This is a genomic window from Mesorhizobium sp. INR15 (assembly GCF_015500075.1).
Lineage (GTDB): Bacteria > Pseudomonadota > Alphaproteobacteria > Rhizobiales > Rhizobiaceae > Mesorhizobium.
Window position 1 is genome coordinate 4353435 of sequence record NZ_CP045496.1, and the last position, 17750, is coordinate 4371184.

18 protein-coding genes and 4 pseudogenes are annotated in these 17750 nt (G+C 60.9%); 10 read left to right on the forward strand and 12 right to left on the reverse strand.

Annotation, left to right across the window (positions count from 1 at the left end; genetic code table 11):
* The first annotated feature begins 30 nt into the window (after positions 1-30).
* Together GA829_RS21120 and GA829_RS21125 are read left to right on the forward strand one after the other, a co-directional pair.
* On the forward strand, positions 31-495 hold the full coding sequence (locus GA829_RS21120; protein ID WP_195174610.1) for an NUDIX hydrolase: 465 nt from the start codon (positions 31-33) through the stop codon (positions 493-495).
* Positions 496-590: 95 nt separating this feature from the next.
* On the forward strand, positions 591-860 hold the full coding sequence (locus GA829_RS21125; RefSeq protein ID WP_195174611.1) for a DUF6455 family protein: 270 nt from the start codon (positions 591-593) through the stop codon (positions 858-860).
* Positions 861-1077: 217 nt separating this feature from the next.
* Here GA829_RS21125 and GA829_RS21130 read toward each other — a convergent pair whose 3' ends face one another.
* The 3 genes from GA829_RS21130 to GA829_RS21140 all read right to left on the reverse strand — a co-directional run bounded on the left by GA829_RS21130 (position 1078) and on the right by GA829_RS21140 (position 2732).
* Positions 1078-1776, reverse strand: a complete 699-nt coding sequence (locus GA829_RS21130) for a CBS domain-containing protein (protein ID WP_195174612.1) — start codon at positions 1774-1776, stop codon at positions 1078-1080.
* 132 nt (positions 1777-1908) lie between these two features.
* The gene (locus tag GA829_RS21135; protein ID WP_258051803.1) at positions 1909-2463 is read right to left on the reverse strand and encodes a DUF2231 domain-containing protein; all 555 of its coding nucleotides are present in this window, start codon (positions 2461-2463) and stop codon (positions 1909-1911) included.
* A 35-nt stretch (positions 2464-2498) separates the two neighbouring features.
* Entirely contained in the window at positions 2499-2732 is a 234-nt protein-coding gene (locus GA829_RS21140) for a hypothetical protein (RefSeq protein WP_195174613.1), read from the reverse strand.
* A gap of 128 nt (positions 2733-2860) precedes the next feature.
* On the opposite strand from GA829_RS21140, the gene GA829_RS21145 reads away from it, so the two are divergent.
* The 3 genes from GA829_RS21145 to GA829_RS21155 are packed head-to-tail and all read left to right on the forward strand — an operon-like array spanning position 2861 to position 5195.
* Positions 2861-3187 carry a PepSY domain-containing protein gene (locus GA829_RS21145; RefSeq protein ID WP_195174614.1) on the forward strand — a complete coding sequence of 109 codons (327 nt, stop codon included), beginning with the start codon at positions 2861-2863 and terminating at the stop codon, positions 3185-3187.
* Positions 3187-3852: a response regulator transcription factor gene (locus GA829_RS21150; protein WP_195174615.1), complete on the forward strand. Its 666-nt coding sequence runs from the start codon at positions 3187-3189 to the stop codon at positions 3850-3852. Before GA829_RS21145 ends, GA829_RS21150 begins: the two co-directional genes overlap by 1 nt.
* The gene (locus tag GA829_RS21155) at positions 3852-5195 is read left to right on the forward strand and encodes a sensor histidine kinase (protein WP_195174616.1); all 1344 of its coding nucleotides are present in this window, start codon (positions 3852-3854) and stop codon (positions 5193-5195) included. The genes GA829_RS21150 and GA829_RS21155 overlap by 1 nt, the downstream gene beginning before the upstream one ends.
* A gap of 7 nt (positions 5196-5202) precedes the next feature.
* Here GA829_RS21155 and GA829_RS21160 read toward each other — a convergent pair whose 3' ends face one another.
* The 3 genes from GA829_RS21160 to GA829_RS21170 are packed head-to-tail and all read right to left on the reverse strand — an operon-like array spanning position 5203 to position 8232.
* Positions 5203-6714, reverse strand: a complete 1512-nt coding sequence (locus GA829_RS21160) for an RnfABCDGE type electron transport complex subunit D (RefSeq protein ID WP_195174617.1) — start codon at positions 6712-6714, stop codon at positions 5203-5205.
* Positions 6711-7433 (reverse strand): FAD:protein FMN transferase, encoded by a 723-nt coding sequence (locus GA829_RS21165; RefSeq protein WP_258051804.1) that lies wholly within the window; start codon positions 7431-7433, stop codon positions 6711-6713. Before GA829_RS21165 ends, GA829_RS21160 begins: the two co-directional genes overlap by 4 nt.
* 25 nt (positions 7434-7458) lie before the next feature.
* Complete coding sequence (locus tag GA829_RS21170; protein WP_195174619.1) at positions 7459-8232, reverse strand: FMN-binding protein; 774 nt, start codon at positions 8230-8232, stop codon at positions 7459-7461.
* 216 nt (positions 8233-8448) lie between these two features.
* Here GA829_RS21170 and GA829_RS36735 point away from each other — a divergent pair, with 216 nt between their 5' ends.
* From GA829_RS36735 to hemN, 3 genes and pseudogenes are all read left to right on the forward strand, one after another.
* Complete coding sequence (locus GA829_RS36735; protein ID WP_258051805.1) at positions 8449-8640, forward strand: hypothetical protein; 192 nt, start codon at positions 8449-8451, stop codon at positions 8638-8640.
* Between the two features lie 83 nt (positions 8641-8723).
* A complete protein-coding gene (locus GA829_RS36740; RefSeq protein ID WP_258052379.1) occupies positions 8724-8924 on the forward strand; it encodes a hypothetical protein in 201 nt (66 codons plus the stop codon).
* Positions 8909-10045: pseudogene (hemN, locus tag GA829_RS21180) on the forward strand (oxygen-independent coproporphyrinogen III oxidase); the annotation flags it as partial. The gene GA829_RS36740 and the pseudogene hemN, both read left to right, overlap by 16 nt.
* A gap of 11 nt (positions 10046-10056) precedes the next feature.
* Here the strand turns inward: hemN and GA829_RS21185 are convergent.
* From GA829_RS21185 to adh, 3 genes and pseudogenes are all read right to left on the reverse strand, one after another.
* Positions 10057-10485: a potassium channel family protein gene (locus GA829_RS21185; RefSeq protein WP_195174620.1), complete on the reverse strand. Its 429-nt coding sequence runs from the start codon at positions 10483-10485 to the stop codon at positions 10057-10059.
* 63 nt (positions 10486-10548) lie between these two features.
* Positions 10549-10880 (reverse strand): annotated as a pseudogene (locus GA829_RS21190) (DUF779 domain-containing protein).
* Positions 10881-10947: 67 nt separating this feature from the next.
* Positions 10948-11351, reverse strand: a pseudogene (gene adh, locus GA829_RS21195) (aldehyde dehydrogenase); the annotation flags it as partial.
* Between the two features lies 1 nt (position 11352).
* On the opposite strand from adh, the pseudogene GA829_RS21200 reads away from it, so the two are divergent.
* A pseudogene (locus GA829_RS21200) lies at positions 11353-11517 on the forward strand (invasion associated locus B family protein); the annotation flags it as partial.
* Between the two features lie 143 nt (positions 11518-11660).
* Here the strand turns inward: GA829_RS21200 and GA829_RS21205 are convergent.
* From GA829_RS21205 to GA829_RS21215, 3 genes are all read right to left on the reverse strand, one after another.
* Positions 11661-12290, reverse strand: a complete 630-nt coding sequence (locus GA829_RS21205) for a class I SAM-dependent methyltransferase (RefSeq protein WP_195174621.1) — start codon at positions 12288-12290, stop codon at positions 11661-11663.
* A gap of 501 nt (positions 12291-12791) precedes the next feature.
* Positions 12792-14288 carry an ATP-binding cassette domain-containing protein gene (locus tag GA829_RS21210; RefSeq protein ID WP_195174622.1) on the reverse strand — a complete coding sequence of 499 codons (1497 nt, stop codon included), beginning with the start codon at positions 14286-14288 and terminating at the stop codon, positions 12792-12794.
* 131 nt (positions 14289-14419) lie between these two features.
* On the reverse strand, positions 14420-16063 hold the full coding sequence (locus GA829_RS21215) for an ABC transporter transmembrane domain-containing protein (RefSeq protein ID WP_195174623.1): 1644 nt from the start codon (positions 16061-16063) through the stop codon (positions 14420-14422).
* 102 nt (positions 16064-16165) lie between these two features.
* Between GA829_RS21215 and GA829_RS21220 the strand changes: the two genes are divergently transcribed.
* Complete coding sequence (locus tag GA829_RS21220) at positions 16166-17740, forward strand: cytochrome ubiquinol oxidase subunit I (protein WP_195174624.1); 1575 nt, start codon at positions 16166-16168, stop codon at positions 17738-17740.
* Positions 17741-17750: the final 10 nt, after the last annotated feature.

The following is a 17750-nucleotide window of genomic DNA, read 5'->3' on the forward strand; positions in this document are numbered from 1 at the left end:
GATCATAGGGCCGTGCGGAGGCTTGAAGCGATGACGAAAAGAAGCGCCGGCATTCTGCCCTATCGAGGATCGAACAAGGGGCTGCAGGGACTGCAGGTGCTGCTTGTCCATCCTGGAGGCCCGTTCTGGCAAAGACGCGATCTTGGCGCCTGGTCGATTGCCAAAGGCGAGTATGACGAAAGCGAGCTGCCCGAGTCAGCGGCACGGCGCGAATTCACGGAAGAGACAGGCTGGGAGCCCAAGGGAACCCTGCTCACTCTGGGGCAGTTGCGCCAGCGAGGAGGCAAACTCATCACGGCATTCGCGTTCGAAGGCGACTTCGATACCGCGACGTTGCGCAGCAACCTGTTTGAGATGGAATGGCCGCCACGCAGCGGCCGAGTACAATCGTTTGCCGAGGTCGATCGTGGTGAATGGCTGGATTTGGCACCTGCCAGGGACAAGCTGGTTGTCGGTCAACGGCCTTTTCTCGACCGCCTCGTCGCGTCGGTTTAACGCTCTAGGGCTTGTCAGCTGATCGCCTGTTGATCGAGATCAACGCCACCCGCCGCCAACATGCCAATGATGGCCTGTAGGCAGGAGTGATCACCATGACCTTTCTCGATTACCTGATTTCAGTTGATGCCAGAACCGCTTTGATGGACCGCATGATGCGGATGCTGGGTGTCGACAAACAATTGAAAATCATACCCGACCATGCAGCTGTCACCAACCGGGCAGTTGACCGCTGCCGTTCCTGTGGCCATCAGGATGAATGCTCGATTTGGCTCGATGAACACCAGCGAGCCGATAACCCGCCAGACTATTGCCGCAACGGTGACTTGATCGCACGGCTGCAGCATGCGGCCGGACAACGCTAAAGCGTCGAGCGGTCAGGCTGAATCGAGGGCTTCACTCAATCTTCGGAAACGGACCGCACATCCTTGGAGGTCCAGCGCAACGAGGTTCGCAGGCTCAGGAACCCATGGCGCCCTCGGCTGGTGATGTCGTCATTCTCGACAATTCGCCTGTTGAGCGAGCGAGTTTGATCCTGGGCCAACAATTTGCAGTGCTAAGTCCGTTGGGCTTGTCTAGCCATTACGAAACAAGGATGACGGACAGCGGATCGGCGCAATAGAGATCATCGCTGATAGCCTTGACGCCGGCGACGTTTTCGGCGACGACGATTGCTGCTTGGCGCTCGCGTTCGTCGAAGATGGCGCCGCTGAGTTTCACCACACCCTTGTTCACCACCACGTTGATCAAGTCGTTGCCAGTCCATTTCTGTTTCGCAAGCTCGGTAGCGATGTTGTGGCGAATCTGTTCGTCATCAGTGACTGTAATGGCCCCATCCGGAAGGACGTTGAGCAATACCCTCACAAGATCAGCGCGGGTGACGATGCCGACGACTTTCCCGCAATCGACGACCGGAATGCGTTTGACTTTGTGGCGTGTCATGAGCTCGACGATCTCGGCGAGCGATGCGGCAGGGGATGCCGTGACGACATCTTGCGACATCACCTCCTCAACCCGTCGGCCATTGGCGCGGACATATTCGTCGGCGGACTTTCCGGGGCTGACGAGAAACTCCAGCCAGTGCGAGCGCTTGCGCTCCGTGCCCAGTTCCCCGCGTCGCAGGAAATCGCCCTCGCTGACGATCCCCACCAGCCTGCCGTCGTTGCGAATGACGGGGAGGCCGCTGACCGTTTTGGAAAGCATCAACCCGGCAGCCTCGGCGATCGATGCTGACGGGTCTACGCCGACGACTGGCTTGCTCATGATGGCTTCGGCTTGCATGTTCGCTCTCCGGAGTTTTTCCAAGGTCCGGCTTATTTAGATTTCACATGCGCGAAGCGCCTTGATCTGAATCATTTGTCGGCGGAGGCAAATGGTCCAAAGCTGGGCCGTGAATGACCGGGCGCGAACCGGTCAACCAGCGATCGCGGTCTTGGCGACGTTCACGCCAAGTTCGTAGACAAGCAGTCCACCATAGTAGGCCGTCGCAGTGACCAGAAATGCACCGCAAATCTCGATCAGAGGAATGGCGATCGTTACGCCCCACGTGTCATGGTTCCGCGTCCAAAGCGCAAGCCGCACGAATCCCCAGATCAGAAAAGCAAAGGCAGTGATACCTCCCAGGCTTTCATGGATTTCCGCGACATCGCTGCTGAATCCGGCAGCTTCGGCATGATCCAGCGCAAGACCTCCGAAGAACCAGGTCCCCACAGCCAACATTCCGGCGGCCAGGGCCACAAAAGTAGAGATCGTACCGGCGCCCGATCTCCTGGTGACGACGCTGCCGCCAACCAGCGCTACAAGGTCGATAGCCACAAGCATGTAGATCAGAACAATAGGAAAATGAACAAGCATGGGATGGATATGTTGAATGGGGATCACGAAGATTCTCCAGAAATTGGCAAAAGAGACTTTGATAATTTGCCGGCTTTGCAGCGAGCCCTGGCCCACGACATTGGCAAGCGTCATGTGCTGTGGTGGGCCATGCACGGCGAAAGGAAGACCTAGTCGTTATCGTCGGTTTCATCGCCTTGCTGGTCGCCACACGCATCGTCGCCACCCTTGATGGCTTTCGGGGTGGAGGCGTCCTGCATGGGGATGGCCTGCAGATCGATCGGACGGGATGGGACAACAGACGATGACGCCCCACATGATCCTTCGTCCGATTCAGCGGCCGCCGGCAGGGCAAAGATCGTGAGGCTTGCAAGTGCTGCAAGGACAAGCATGGAGTTGCGCATGGTCTCGTATCCTTCTCAGCGCGGCCATGAATGGACGCGATGATGCCCTGATATGGACCCTTTGCTTGCTGTGGGCTGAGGATGACTGACAGCAAATTGAAAGCTTCAACGTGCGACATGCCTCGCTGATGACAAGCCGATGGAAGGGTGTGGCGGTGCTGGGTCTTGCTGGACTTGTCCTGGCCATGCCTCTCGCTGCCCGTGCCGACCAGGACGATGACGGCGACCATGACCGGGCGCGAGATCTCTACGAGCACGGCGAAATCAAGGGCCTTGCCAATATATTGGACATTGTCCGCGCCAAGGCTCCCGGCGATGTTGTTGCGGTCGATCTTATCCGCAAGGCCAACAGATGGATCTACCGAGTTCAAATCGTCGGTGCTGATGGCCGCCGAACGACTATCGACGTTGACGCTGGTGCCGGTGCCATCATGCGCGAGGGGGAGGGCGACTGATGAAGATCCTCCTGGCCGAGGACGAGCCCCGTATCGCGGCCGATATCGCCACAGTCCTTAAGGCATCCGGAATGGCGGTTGATACCGTTCGCGACGGCGAGGCTGCTTGGTTCGCTGGCGACGTCGAGAACTATGATGCGGCGATCCTGGACCTCGGGTTGCCCAAGCTCGATGGCCTCACGATCTTGAAACGTTGGCGAGCCAACGCCCGCCGGTTTCCAGTTCTCATCTTGACCGCCAGGGGTATGTGGACGGAACGTGTCGAAGGCATCAATGCCGGCGCTGACGACTACCTCCCGAAACCTTTCGAAATGGAAGAACTGCTTGCCCGGCTACGCGCGATCCTACGCCGCTCGACAGGGCAGGCTGCGCCGGTGCTCAAGTCGGGGCCGCTGCTTCTGGACACACGTCAGATGCGCATTTCGCTGCGCGGTATTCCCATTGCGCTTTCGCCGCTGGAATACCGGCTCCTGGCGTTTCTGATGCATCATGCCGGGCGGGTGGTGGCGCCGACGGAACTTGCCGAGCATCTCTACGATTCAGGCAACGACCGCGATCCGAATGCGATCGAGGTGATCGTCGCGCGTTTGCGTCGCAAGCTTGGGAGTGACGTCATCGAAACGCGGCGCGGATTCGGGTACCTCGTCCCAGACGATTTCCGCTGATGGGCAACTCGATCCGCTTCAGGCTCTGGTTGGCGGCAACGATCTCGATCCTTGTTGCTCTTGCCATTGCCGGTGTCGGGCTGCGCTACCTGTTCGAGCTGAATGTCGAACGGCGTGTTGTCAGCGAGCTGACCGTCGATCTTAACGACCTTATCGGTGCGACCAATTTCGCCACTGATGGCCGCCTTTCGGTCCAGGCGACCTTGGCCGACCCTCGTTTCGCCATCCCCTTTTCCGGCCACTACTGGCAAGTACAGGATACTGCTTCCGGCAACCTTGTCCGCTCGCGTTCATTGTGGGACGCGACGCTTGCCTTGCCGGATCGCGCAACCAACGGCCAACTCAGGGAGATCAAGGAGTTCAAGGGTCCGCAAGGGGAGCTCACCATCGCCGTGGAGCGCTCGATCATCGACGCCAGCGGCCGATCGTTTCGCGCCATCGTGGCGGAAGACCACCAAACGGTGAACGAATCCGTCGATGGGTATGTCCGCGACCTTGCGCCAGCCCTGATCCTGCTCGCCATTGCGCTCATGGCTGCCTTCTTCATCCAGATCACCGTTGGTCTTGCGCCTCTGGAGACCTTGCGGGTCTCGGTCAGCAACGTGATTGGACAACGAACGGCACGGCTTGAGGTGGCGGCACCAAGCGAGGTCCAGCCGCTCGCGGACGAGATTAATCGCCTCCTCGATGCCCAGGAGAAGGCGCTTGCGCGAGCCCGCTCGCGCGCCACCGATCTGGCGCATGGCCTCAAGACACCGCTGCAAGTGCTGTCGGCCGACATCCGGGCCTTGCGCAAGAAAGGCGAGACGGATCTGGCTGACGATATCGAAAAGAGCGCCGGAGCGATCCGGCGCCATGTTGAGCGGGAACTCGCGCGCTTCCGACTCGCGCCCGGCGTTTCCGGCAAGGCATCCTGCCTTGTGTCGGACGTCGCGGCTGGCGTCGTTGCCGTCGTCAAACGGACACCAAACGGCAAGCAGCTTTCGTTCAAGCTGGATGTCGCGGAAGATCTGACGGCGCCAATCGACGAAGGCGACTTGTCAGAAGTTCTCGGCAATCTGGTTGAGAATGCCGCGCGCTATGCAAAATCGTCCGTCCGTGTCGGTGCAACCATTGCCTGGGACGAGGTGACCGTCAGTGTTGCTGATGATGGCCCAGGTATACCGGATGCCGATCGGGAGTCCGCGCTGTCGCGCGGCGTCCAACTCGACAGCAATGGCGGCAGCAGCGGTCTTGGCCTGGCCATCGTTTCCGACATCGTCGAAGCCTATGGCGGACGCCTTGCCATGGCCAACGCCGATCCGGGCCTGGTGGTGACCATTTCCTTGTCGCGACACAGTTGAGCGTGCTTCAGGCAAAACCCGGGAAATAGTCGACCTTTATCTTCGAGCGGCGAACGCCCATGGCCAGCAGCTTCTGGCGCAGCGCCTTGACCATGGTCTGGGGACCGGAAATGTAGAACGTCCGTTCCAGATAGTCGGGCATGGCGAGCCGTACCAGCCGCGCATCGATATAGCCGGGATACTGGCCAGGCTCGGCTCCCTTGGCAACCGCATGCACCGTCTTGATGCCAAGCTCGCGCTTCGCGGCGCCGAGCACGGCGCTATAGGCGATGTCGTCCTGAGTCTCCGTTCCGTAGAGAACGATGATGGGCCGCGCCTCTTTGCGATCGATGAGATATTGCAGCATCGAACGGAACGGCGTGATGCCGATGCCGCCGGCCAGGAATGCGATCTTGGTTTGGGGATTAGACGGCAGCGTGAAATCGCCGGCCAGTTGGGAGGCGTGGATCGTGCTGCCGGGCTTCATGGTGCCCAGCGCCTGCTTGAAGGCGCTTGATTGAGGATAGAATTTGACGCCGAGGCGGACCGTTTCCTCCGTCGGCGCCGAGGCCACCGTGAAGTAACGGCGGTTGCCGCGATTGTCGGCACGATCGATGCCAAGAGTCCATTCGAGATACTGTCCAGCCTCAAAGGCGAGCTTGCGCGGCGACCGGAAGATGAAGTCATAGCTGTCGACGGCCGATTGCTCGATGCGTTCCAAAGTCAGCACGAAGCGTCCCTTCGGGCCTACCGCATAGGCGAACAGGTTGCCTGCCAGCAGGGCTAGTTCCGGCGTGAAATAGAACGAGCCGATATGGATGTTGGGAGCGAACAGAAAGCCGACGATGGCGGCGAAGGCGATACGCGGCCAACGCATCGTCGGTGCCGTCAGCGGCTCGGTCAGCATCACGAAGGCAAAGAACAGCAGCGGCGATGAACCCAGTGTCTCTGCAAGCGCCGTCCGATACTGCGACGGGTCGGTGGTTGCCAGAATGGTCGCCAGCGCCACGGCAACGAAGGTCGAGACAAGATCAAGCCGGCGCAATTTCCGCACGATGAGGATGCCGCCGATGAGGACAAGCGGAAGCAACGGCAGATTGCCGCCAACCCACCAGGTGGCCGGTTGGTCGAGCAGCAGCGCGGATAGCGCCACGCCCAGCGCAGCTGGATTGAACAGATGCTTCCTGCCGATGGCGAGAATGAATTTGGATGAAATCGCCCAGACGGACGCGAATGCCACCGCCGCGATTCCATTGATGTCCGTGGCGGCTACCGGATCGAGGATGAGCGCCAGGATGAGCGCGGTGATGTAGACGGACTCGCTGTTGGCCGGGACTGCAAAGATGCGCGCAAAGACCTTGTTGGTGATCCAGCAGGCAGCCAGCGCCAAAGCCGTCGTGAAGGCGAGCGCAATGGGATCATGTGGCATCAGCCCGACGAAGCCGAGGACGAACGCGGTGCTGACCAGCGCCATCAGATAATAGAGGATCAGCCGGTACATGGTCAGGTGATCGAGAAATCGGTCGATGGCCCTGATCATGGCAAGCAAAGGGCTCCAAAACCGCTTGTCGGCGTGGCACGGCGGTTGCTGTCGACGAGATATCCCTCGAGGCCTGGCGTCTGCTCCAGAAACAAAATGCCGTCCCGCCCCATGGCGAAGGCCGCTGTGGCGAAACGATCGGCTTCGAGCACGTCGGCGCCTATGACAGTCAGGCTGACGATGTCCTGAATTGGACTGCCAATTCCATGCGGGTTGTAAATGTGTTGACCCCGGGCATAGGTCCCGGAGGTCGCGACACCGCGACCGCGCGGATAGACGATCTTTACGATTTCGTCCGCGTTGAAGGGATTGCGGATGCCGACGCTCCAGTCATGACCCGAAGCATTCTTGCCGCAGGACTGGACATCGCCACCCGCCTCGATGAAGAAATCGCTGATGCCGGCCCGCTGAACGATGGCTGCCGCATTGCGGATTGCCCAGCCCTTGACGATGCCGGAAGGATCGAGCGACCCGTCGGGCTTGCGAATATCAAAGTATCCGTCCGTCTCGTCCTTGGTCTGCCGCGCGAGAGCAAACACTTCGGTCATCTCCCCGCTCCAGTCGACGACCGGAACGTCGCCGCAGTTGATGGCCGTGATCTCGCTGTCGGCCCGGTATGTGCTGAAGCGCCGGTCGATGTGCTCGAAATAGCCGAATACCGCGTCGATCAGTTCACCGTTCGGCGCACCGCCGACGTCGACCGTAATGGGCATGCCCATCAACATGCGCGTGTCACGCATGATACTAGGACGACGCTTTCTTCAGCGCGCCGCGCAGCGACTGGATGAAAGCCCTGCTGGTTAGCGTCGCGCCCGAAATGATGTCGACATTGGCGCTTTGGGCGCTGATCGCTTCGTCGCGCAGCATCGGCAGCGCCTGCCTGTTGATGTTGATGGAGGTGCGGCGATCAGAGGGATATTTCAGCACTTTCAGCGCCGTAAGCTGCCCGCCCTGTACGAGGGCTTGGATCTGGATGATGCCGTAATAGGCATCGGCGGTGGGCCCGGTATAGACGCCGTCGGCATAGCCCTTTGCGGCGAGCTTCATGCCCACCCGGACGACGCGTGCTGGCGCATCCAGATATGCCGGCCTCGGCTGCGGGACTGGTATGTAGACGGCGGGAGTTACGGCGAATGCAGGTGCTGACGACGCAGGATCGGAGACAGCCGGAGCCAATGGCTGAGCCGGTGGCGTTGGCGATGGTTGTGGTGCCACCGGAACCACAGTCTGCCTGACTGGATCAATTGGCCATTTAGCGGGCTTTGCTATCCCTGCCGTCGTTTCCCGGGCAATCGGGAACCTTGTTCTGAACCGGGGATCGAGAGGCGCTGGGGAGGCGCGAGGCACCGGCAAAGCCGCAGCGGATGCGGGCGCTTTCGGCTGCAAAGGAGGCGCATCAGCTGCTTCGGCCGGCAGCGCTTCGCCGAGCATATCGATTGCCGGATCCTTGCCGGCCTGATCCCAGACATAGGTGCCGGAGGCGGCGATCAGGAAAAGCGACAAGGCAATCTGTTTCATCGGAATTGTGTTTCCACGTTGAATCTTGCGGGGCGATGCATCTGGTCCGCTCGGATGCAATATCCCACGACCAAGCTGACAACTGGCTGTCAGCCGAGTTAAAGCTGCCAAGGCCCCGTGAAAGCTCAAGGGGAAACGGGAAATTGATTTGTCCTAGATCAAGACTTTCGCCTAAGCCGCAAGGTAGGACGGTCCTCTTACGGGAGATAGCTGCCTATGACCGTTGCCAACGAGCCGACCGGATATAGCGCAACGCAGATTGTGCTGCATTGGGCGATCGCGGCGCTGATCGTCCTGCAGCTTTTGCTGGGAGAGGACATTAAGCCAGCCTACCGGGCGTTCTCGCGCGGCACCGAACCAGCGCTACCGACATCTTCAACGCCAACATTCATGTCTATGTCGGCTTGACCGTCCTGGTACTGGCGGTCTGGCGCCTTGCCATCCGCATGCAGCGTGGCGTCCCCGTTGCCCCGGCAGAATAAAGCGTCTCTTTGAAGCGGATCGCGACTGCAACCCACTTCGTGCTTTACCTATTCATTTTCGGCATGCCGATAACCGGAGCTTTGGCATGGTACTTCGGCCTTGGTGCCATGGGCGACATCCATGAACTCGCCAAGCCGGTTACCATCGTTGTCGTCTCCCTCCATGCGGCGGCCGCTCTATGGCAGCATTTTTATACTATGAACCGGTGACGGCCTATCTCCGCTCGTTGCAATGCGGAGATCGCCACCATTGCCCGCATTGTCGGCGGCAAGGCCGGCGTGCGCGCCGTCCACTTCGGTGGCGGCTCTCCGACGATGCTGAAGCCCGAGGACATGGTGGTGCTGGGTAAAGCATTGCGTGCGGACTTCGATTTCCTTCCGGACGCCAAGATCAGCGTCGAAATCGATCCCAATGATATGGATGACGCCCGCCTCGATGCGCTTGCCGAGATCGGCATGACCCGGGCGAACCTCGGCGTCCAGGATTTTGACCTAAAGGTGCAAAAGGCGATTAACCGCGAGCAGAGCTTCTTGCAGACCAAAGCGGTGGTCGACGGCCTCGTTCGCGCGGGGTCGAATCGGTCAATCTGGACCTGCTCTACGGCTTGCCACACCAAACCACGGAGAGCCTCTCCTCCACCGTCGCTCAGGCGTTGACCCTGGTGCCGGATCGGATGGCATTGTTTGGCTACGCGCATGTGCCCTGGTTCAAGAAGCATCAGACGATTATCGACGAGGCATGGTTGCCGGGTCCGGCGGAGCGGTTTGCTCAATCACAACTGGCCGCTTGTCTTATGCTGAACGCGGGATATGAAGCCGTCGGCTTCGACCATTTCGCCAGGCCCAACGATGCGTTGGCCGTTGCTGCCCGAACCGGCCGCCTGCGCCGCAATTTCCAAGGCTACACGGAAGATCGCTGCGAAACATTGATCGGCCTCGGCCCATCATCCATCAGTCAATTTCGCCAAGGCTATGCGCAGAACATGCCGTCGACCGCGGAGTATGGACGCATGGTCTCGGACGGTGGACTGGCGGCCGTCCGCGGTATCGCGCTCTCCGACGACGACGGCGTTCGCGGTTGGATCATCGAGAGGCTGATGTGTGATTTTGCCTTCTCGGCGATCGAGCTGGTGGAGCGCTTTGGCGAAGCTGGCCAAAGGCTTCTGCTCAAGGCAAGTTCCACCGCCCTGCGTGATCCCGAGGGGCTGCTTGAACTTGATGGTGACCGCTTCGTCGTGCCGGCGGAAAGTAGCCCCTTTGTCAGAAGCGTCGCGGCGAAATTCGACAAATATCTCGAAACCGGCAAAGCTAGGCATTCGGTAGCGGTGTGAACATGGCCCGGTCAGAAGTGTTCGCCAGCCTTGAACGGGCCGATCCGGGTGCCTGCCGCGATCAGATAGGCGGTCGACCAGCCGATGAGCAGGAACCCGTTCACACCCTCGAGCGCCGCCAGGACACGCCACGCGTGAGCGGGCACGATGTCGCCATAGCCAACCGTCGAAAAGGTAATGGTCGAATAGAGAGCGGTCTCGAAGTCAACGAAGATATCAAGCAACCGGTATAGGCCTGCCCAGAGCCAGACCTCCGCGGTGATGACGGCAAAGAGCCCCATGACCACGCTCATCATAGCGACGATACGGCTGCGGCGACCGTGCATACGAAACCGGGCGACCAAGTATCTCATCGCATGCGTGACGGCGATCAGACCAAACGTGTGGATCAATACCGTTAGACTTATGACGACGGTGCCGATGAGCAGATTGAGGATCATCGTCGGAAAGTAAAGATCGATACGGCGCCTTCCTTGCTCGAAATCAAAACCGGCAGATTTCGCCTATACGGCGCAGATCGTCGACCGGGTCAGGAACCGTTTCTCCCGTCCATTGTCGCGGGGAACATACCGCCGCGACCAGGCACCACGTCGATTATAAGATCGGTATGCTTCCAGGCCTCGAATTGCGATGCCCCGATGTACAACGGCGCGTCGCCGATGTGGCCAAGCAGCACGTCCTGGTCGCCGACGATGAAGCCGGCCAACGGGTAGCACATCGGCGAAGAGCCGTCGCAGCACCCGCCCGACTGATGGAACAGGACCGGGCCATGATCGGCAACAATCTCCGCGATCAGTTCAAGGGCTGCCGGCGTCGCCGAGACTTTCGCATGCATGGTCTTTTCCGATTTCAAAACTATGGCGCGGCCCTGCCAGGGCCGCGCCAATGAGGCAAGGAGTGGATCAGAAGAAGCCGAGCTTCTTCGGGCTATAGCTGACCAGCATATTCTTGGTCTGCTGGTTTGGTCGAGCATCATCTTGTGGGTCTCGCGGCCGATACCGGACTGCTTGTAGCCGCCGAAGGCCGCATGCGCGGGATAGGCATGGTAGCAGTTGGTCCAGACGCGGCCGGCCTGGATCGCGCGGCCGAAGCGGTAGGCGCGGTTGCTGTCGCGTGTCCAGACACCGGCGCCGAGGCCGTAGAGCGTATCGTTGGCGATTTCCAGCGCCTCGGCGTCGTCCTTGAAGGTCGTGACCGAAACCACGGGCCCAAAGATCTCCTCCTGGAAGATGCGCATCTTATTGTGACCCTTGAACACCGTGGGCTGGACGTAGTAGCCGCCCGCCAGATCGCCAGGCAGGACATTGCCACCTATCGGCCCGTTGAAGTTCCGCACCTGCCTGCCGAGCGGATGCGTGGCGCTGTTTCCGGTCGATCGGCCCCTTATGCAGAAGCTGAAGGCAGGCACCGAATTGAAACTCAACGTCACCACCGCAGCGGAAACCCAGCTGAGCTTTCCGGTGTCCCTGTAAGGTCTTGGCGCGGCCCTCGATCGCGTTGCAGGCCTGAGCGCTCGTTAAACGTCGAAACCGTAGGAAATGCCTTCCAACCGAATTTACTGTCCGGACAACGGTCGTCTTCCGACGCTCGTGATAATCTAGCGGCCGGTCAGCTTTTACAACAGGGCAACCCGACGAAACACGCTGAATTGGAATGACTGGGTCGACCCCCACGGCGTCACATGGACTTGCGGCCGCGTATCGACCAACTCAAAACTTTTGCCAAGCGTCTGGCTAAGGCTCGCCGCATCATAACGCACCACGGGCAGTCCGCTGCACTGTTCCGGTCCATCCAGAGCGAAGGTGCCGATGATCGTGTGCCCTCCGGCCCTCACGGCTCGTTTCAGGCGCGTGACGTATGCGATCCGATCGTGCTCCTCGGTTAGGAAATGAAACGCCGCCCTGTCGTGCCAAATGTCGTAGGTTTCCGACGGCTCCCAGCTGGTGGCGTCGGCAACAAGCCAATGGACCTGTGCCGCCTGTTTTCCGAGGCGAGCTTTGGCGGCCTCCAAGGCAGCCTCGGACAGATCGAGCACGGTAATTTGCTTGAAGCCATTCTGGATCAAGCTATCAACCAATCGTGACGCGCCCCCTCCGATGTCGATGATAGCCATGTCGGGGGTTGGTGCTACCGCGGCAATCAGTTCGAGCGAAGGAGCCGGATTTTCTTCAAACCAGCTGACTTCTTTCTCGCTCTTCCTGGTGTAGACATCCTCCCAGTGGGTCTGGCGGCTGTCGCTTTCCATGGTTTTTCCTTCCGATTCAAGGCTAGCGGAATATGGCCACTTCACCCATTCTCGACAACAAGCACACAGCTATGACATCCGTGTTTGCCCCTGCGGCGCTGTTGCGAGAGGCGCGGCGACAGACGGGGTTGGCCACAGAACAAGTGCGCATTCTGGACCCGGATTGTGATTTGGTGCGCTATTTGCGCAGAAGAGGCTCAGCGAGGCCATTTGCGAACTGGCCCTGCTATCACACCGCGCTCGACACGTTCGACCTCGGCGGTCAGCGTGTCGGATCGTGGGCAGAGTCGTCGGTGCGTCATTTGCCGTCCTCGTGGCCGAGGAGTTGTTCGTCAGTGGATCCGAGTTGCTCGGGAGCCTACCTCAGCCGCGCAGCGACAAGGGCGCTGGCGCAGATGCTTGAACTTAAGGTAACTTAGGTAACCTAAGGTAGAGAGCGGCTCCATCGCCCAAATGTAGCTGATTTTATTATCTACCCTTTTTAACCGGAGCCATTCGCCCTCACTGCAACCTAACCGCCGTGGCCCCTGTCGGTGTCAGTTCGTCATGGCTCGAGACGATGACGATGCGTTGCCGCAGCCGCTGCAGCAGCGCATCGAGGATGCGCTTGCCCTGTTCGGCCGCGAGATGCTCGGTAGGTTCGTCCAGGAGCATGACGGGCCTGTCGGAAAGCCATGCGCGGGCGAGGTTCAGCCTTTGCGCCTCACCGAGTGACAGCACATCTTGCGTGATCCATCCGTCAAGGCCGCCAGCGGCCCTGATCCGGCCCTGGAGTTCCACTGCGTCCAGCGCGCGCCACAACTCATCGTCGCTGGCGTGCGGGGCAAACAGGTTCTCGCGCACTGTGTCGGCTAGAACCGTGGCATCGTGGGCGCAGAAGCAACTCATGGCGCGGCGCGCATCCACACTGAGTTCGATACCATCGCCCAGGACGCATTCTTCCCTGGCGTCGAGCCAGCCAGCGACCTGCTTCAACAGGGAGGTCTTGCCGCAGCCACTGGCACCATGCAGGACAGTTGGCCTGCCGGCCTTGAGGGTCGCGCTGATTGGCCTGCCGATCAGCCGGCCATCCGGTGCGTGGCGTGGCAATCGGTCCAACGTCAACGACGAAATCCGTTCCGCAACATGCTTGCGCGTTAGACTGTCCGGCGCGTCCCATTTAGCCAGAGCCGCCCGAGCTGTTTTCTCGCGCGCGAAGGCGACGACGATCTTCGATGCGCCCAACACGGATTCAGCGACGGCCAGCCAGGCGAAGGCCAGTAGGGCAGGCGGCAGCAGTGCTTCGCCACGCAGACCTGACAACCAGGCGGACACCAGAATGCTCAGCATTGCACAAGGTGCGAGGCAGTTGGCCAGCATGTCGAGCAGCGCCTGCCCGTGGCGAAGCACCAACGTGCGCATCTGGGCATTGGCGTAACCGTCAAACGGCTCGTCGAGCATCGAGCCCCAGCGGCGTTCGCCCTGCAAAGGCACCACGGCCTGTATCGCGGCGCCGAGCAGACGGGAGGCCTGTTGCCTGCTTTGGCGGATGGCCGCCAGATCGGTTTTGGCTCGGCTTGCCAGGAAGCGAACCCCGACCATGTTTACGGCGATGAGGAGCAGGATCGGCACCATCGCCAGCGGCGTCATCCATAAAGTCGCGGCGATAAGCAATAAAATGGCTATGCCAAGCGTCGCTGACGGCAGGCTGACGCGCAGGCGCGCATAATCCACGTCCTCGACGTCGTCGAGATAGTCGGCAAGACGGTCCTGATTGCCGAGCTGCCAGCCAGACTTGCGCACGGACGGTGCTGCCGCCATCGCGGCGAACAGCGTCGAGCGGCGCAGAACCTGATCGGTGAGCGCCGCCCGATGGCCGACAACGCGCTCGCCATATTTGGCCGCCGTCCGCGTCAGGGCGAACAGGCGTATGAATGCGGCCGGCACATGGAAGTTGAACGTCAAGGCGGCGGGCGTCAGGCCCGCCAGTGCAACAGCGCCGAGAAACCAAACGGACACGCCGGTCAGCAGGATTCCGCAAGCCAGGGCGGCAAACGCCAAAACAAGGGCTAGTCGCCACGGAGCTCTGTGCCAGCTAGGCCCCAGCCGGCCAGTCTTGGTTTCGAGGACAATCGGAGAAGCGCTGTCATTCATCCGGCTCGCTCCCGTGCTTGCCTGTCGCCCACCCCGAGGTCGATCGTTCTCCCGGCAAGCAAGGCCAGGCTCCTGTCATGCGTGGCCACCAGCACGAGCCAGGTGCGCGCCGCCTCCACAAGCGCGTGGCGCACCATCGCGGCATTGGCGGGGTCAAGCTTGGCGGTTGGCTCGTCGGCGAAAATAGCGCGGCCCGAAATCAGCGCGCGCGCCAGGCCGATACGCAGCCGTTGCCCACCAGATAGGTTTTCACCGCCAGCCTTGATCAACGCATCAAGCCCGCCCGGCAGAAGCATGTCGTCGAGAAGGCCGACATTGCCTGCCGCAAGCAGCAGCCGGGTTCGGCAACAGGGACCGTTTTGCCACGCGATGGCGGCGCCAAGCGTGCCTTCCGGCACATAGATATCGGTAGAGCACCATGCGACGTCCGGCCGGGCATCGACATCCGGTTGGATGGATGGCGCGAAGCCGATCCCGGCGAGGTGGCGCAGCAGGGTGGATTTGCCCGATCCGCTCGGTCCGGTGATGGCCACCAGTCCGGTCCGTGGCAGAGGCGATGTCGCATCGACCAGGTCGCGGATGGCTTTGGCGGCTTCGAAAGCCGGGGATTGCGGACGACCTGCCAGCACAAGCGTATCGAGCGCGGTCGCGGCGGCGAAGCCCTCTGCCTTGGCGTGATACTGCTCGGCGTAACGGCGGAACGGGACAAAATACTCCGGCGCGATCATGAGGATGGACAGGCTTTGCCAGAGCTGAAGGTCGGCAAAGCCTGGGACGCTGATGAGCTTGAGATGTCCGAGGCCGAGAAACACAGCGAGGATTGCGATCGACAGCGACGAGAAGAAATCGATGATGCCGGAGTTGAGGAAGGCGATCCTGAGCACGCTCATCGTGCCTGAGGCATAAGTGTCCAGCCGCGCCGCGAGCTTGCGCCTTTCGCGCATGAGCGCATGGTTCCCCTGGATTGTCGGCAAGGTGCGGATGCGATCGGCGAACTGGGCGGCGAGGCGACCGAAGGCCTTCTCCTGCGCCTCGGCGCCGCTGCGGATCGCACCGCCGATGAGGACGAAGAAGACAATCATCACGGGGGTCAGCACGATGAGTGCCAGCGCCGCCTCCCACGAGATGGCCATGATCGCGGCTGCGGCAAGTAGGGGGCCTAACCCCAGCATGATCGACGCAAGGCGATGTCCGACCGCCAAGCCTGCCACGGCTTGCGGATAGCGTTGAAGCCCTGCGATCAATGTTCCGAGCGGCATCGCCTGGATATCGCCGGAAGAAGCCGCGGCGAGGGCGCCGCGCATCGTCTCAAGCAGGCCGTTGGCGACTTTCAGTTCCGTATTGGTGACAGCGCGGTCGGCCACCAGGCCGATGACCGAGCCGAGGATCAAGCTCGCCAAGGCCGCGCCGAGCAGCGGCCAGTTGGCTCGGCCAGAGATCATCTCGCCCACGAACATGGCCGCCAGGCCGATGAAGGCAAGCCGCAGCACAGCGCGCGCTGCCTGCAATGCAAGGGTAGAACGCAAGCCGGGAGCGGCCAGCCCGTGCGCGACGCGGAGCGTCCTGCCGAGGGTGGGCGCCTCGGAATTGGCTGCGTCCGTTGGGCGTTTGTCGAGACGAGTCAGAGCGACTTTGAGCATGACAGTTCAATCTCATGCCAAGGCCATGAGCGAATTGATTCACGTCAAAGGCTCGGCGACAGAACGGGGTTATCGAAGATGATGCTTTAACGGAGTTCTCGCATGACCAGCCCCTTGCTTGTGGAACTGTCGCGGCTGCAATTCGCGCTGACGGCCATGTACCACTTCCTGTTCGTCCCGCTGACGCTGGGCCTGTCGATCATGCTTGCGATGATGGAGACGGTCTACGTCATGACGGGTCGCACGATCTGGCGCGACATGGTCAAATTCTGGGGTGTGCTGTTTGGCATCAATTTCGCGCTTGGCGTTGCCACGGGCCTTACGATGGAATTCGAGTTCGGCATGAACTGGGCCTACTACTCACATTATGTCGGCGATGTGTTTGGCGCCCCGCTTGCAATCGAAGGCCTGATGGCGTTCTTCCTGGAGGCGACTTTCGTCGGCCTGTTCTTCTTCGGCTGGGAAAAGCTCTCGGCGCGCGGCCATCTTGCCGTCACCTGGCTTGTCGCGCTCGGCACCAATTTTTCGGCGCTGTGGATCCTGATCGCCAATGGCTGGATGCAGAATCCGGTCGGCTCGGCCTTCAATCCGGACACGATGCGCATGGAAGTGATCGACTTCGTCGCCGTCATCTTCAACCCGGTCGCGCAGGCTAAGTTCGTTCATACGGTTTCGGCGGGCTATGTCTGCGGTGCCGTCTTCGTGCTCGGCGTTTCGGCCTTCTACATGCTGCGCGGACGGCACATCGATCTCGCCAAACGCTCCTTCGTCATCGCCTCGGCCTTCGGCATCGCCTCGTCGCTGTCCGTCATCGTGCTCGGCGACGAGAGCGGCTACGCCATCACCGACAATCAGAAAATGAAGCTCGCCGCCATGGAGGCAATGTGGGAGACCGAGCCAGCTCCCGCATCCTTCACCGCGTTCGGCATTCCCAGCATGAGCGACCGCACGACCCATTTCGCCGTGCATATCCCTTGGGTCATGGGCCTTATCGGCACGCGCTCGATCGACAAAGAAATCCCTGGCATCTTCGAACTCGTCCAGAGGGCCGAAGGACGCATCCGCAACGGGCTGACTGCTTACGACGCGCTGGAAAAGCTCAAGCTCAACCATGCAGACGCAGCGGCACGCACAAGCTTCGACGCGACAAGCAAGGATCTCGGCTACGCCTTGCTGGTGAAGCGCTACATTGAGGATCCGCGGCTGGCCAATGATGACCAGATCAAACAGGCGGCGTGGTCGACCGTGCCGGAAGTGCCGGCGATCTTCTTCACCTTCAGGCTGATGGTGCTGTGCGCCTTCGTGCTGCTTGCGGTGTTCGCGATCTCGCTCTGGCACACGATGCGCGAGACGCCGGCGCCGCGCTGGCTGATCCGCATGGCGCTGATCGCGATGCCGCTGCCATGGGTTGCCGCGGAGGTCGGCTGGTTTGTTGCCGAATTTGGCCGGCAGCCATGGATCATCGAGGGTACGCTTCCGACTTTCCTGGCGACTTCCGAGCTCGGCATCCATGACCTCCTGATCACCATCTTCGGCTTCACCGTCGTCTACGGCGTGCTGGCCGTGATCGAGGTGCGGCTGATGCTGCAGGCGATAGCAAAGGGTCCGGCTGTCGGCACGGATGTCGCGCCTCCCGTTGGCGAAGGCACACGGGTCCGTCTCGCGGCCGCTCAGTAGACCCGGGACC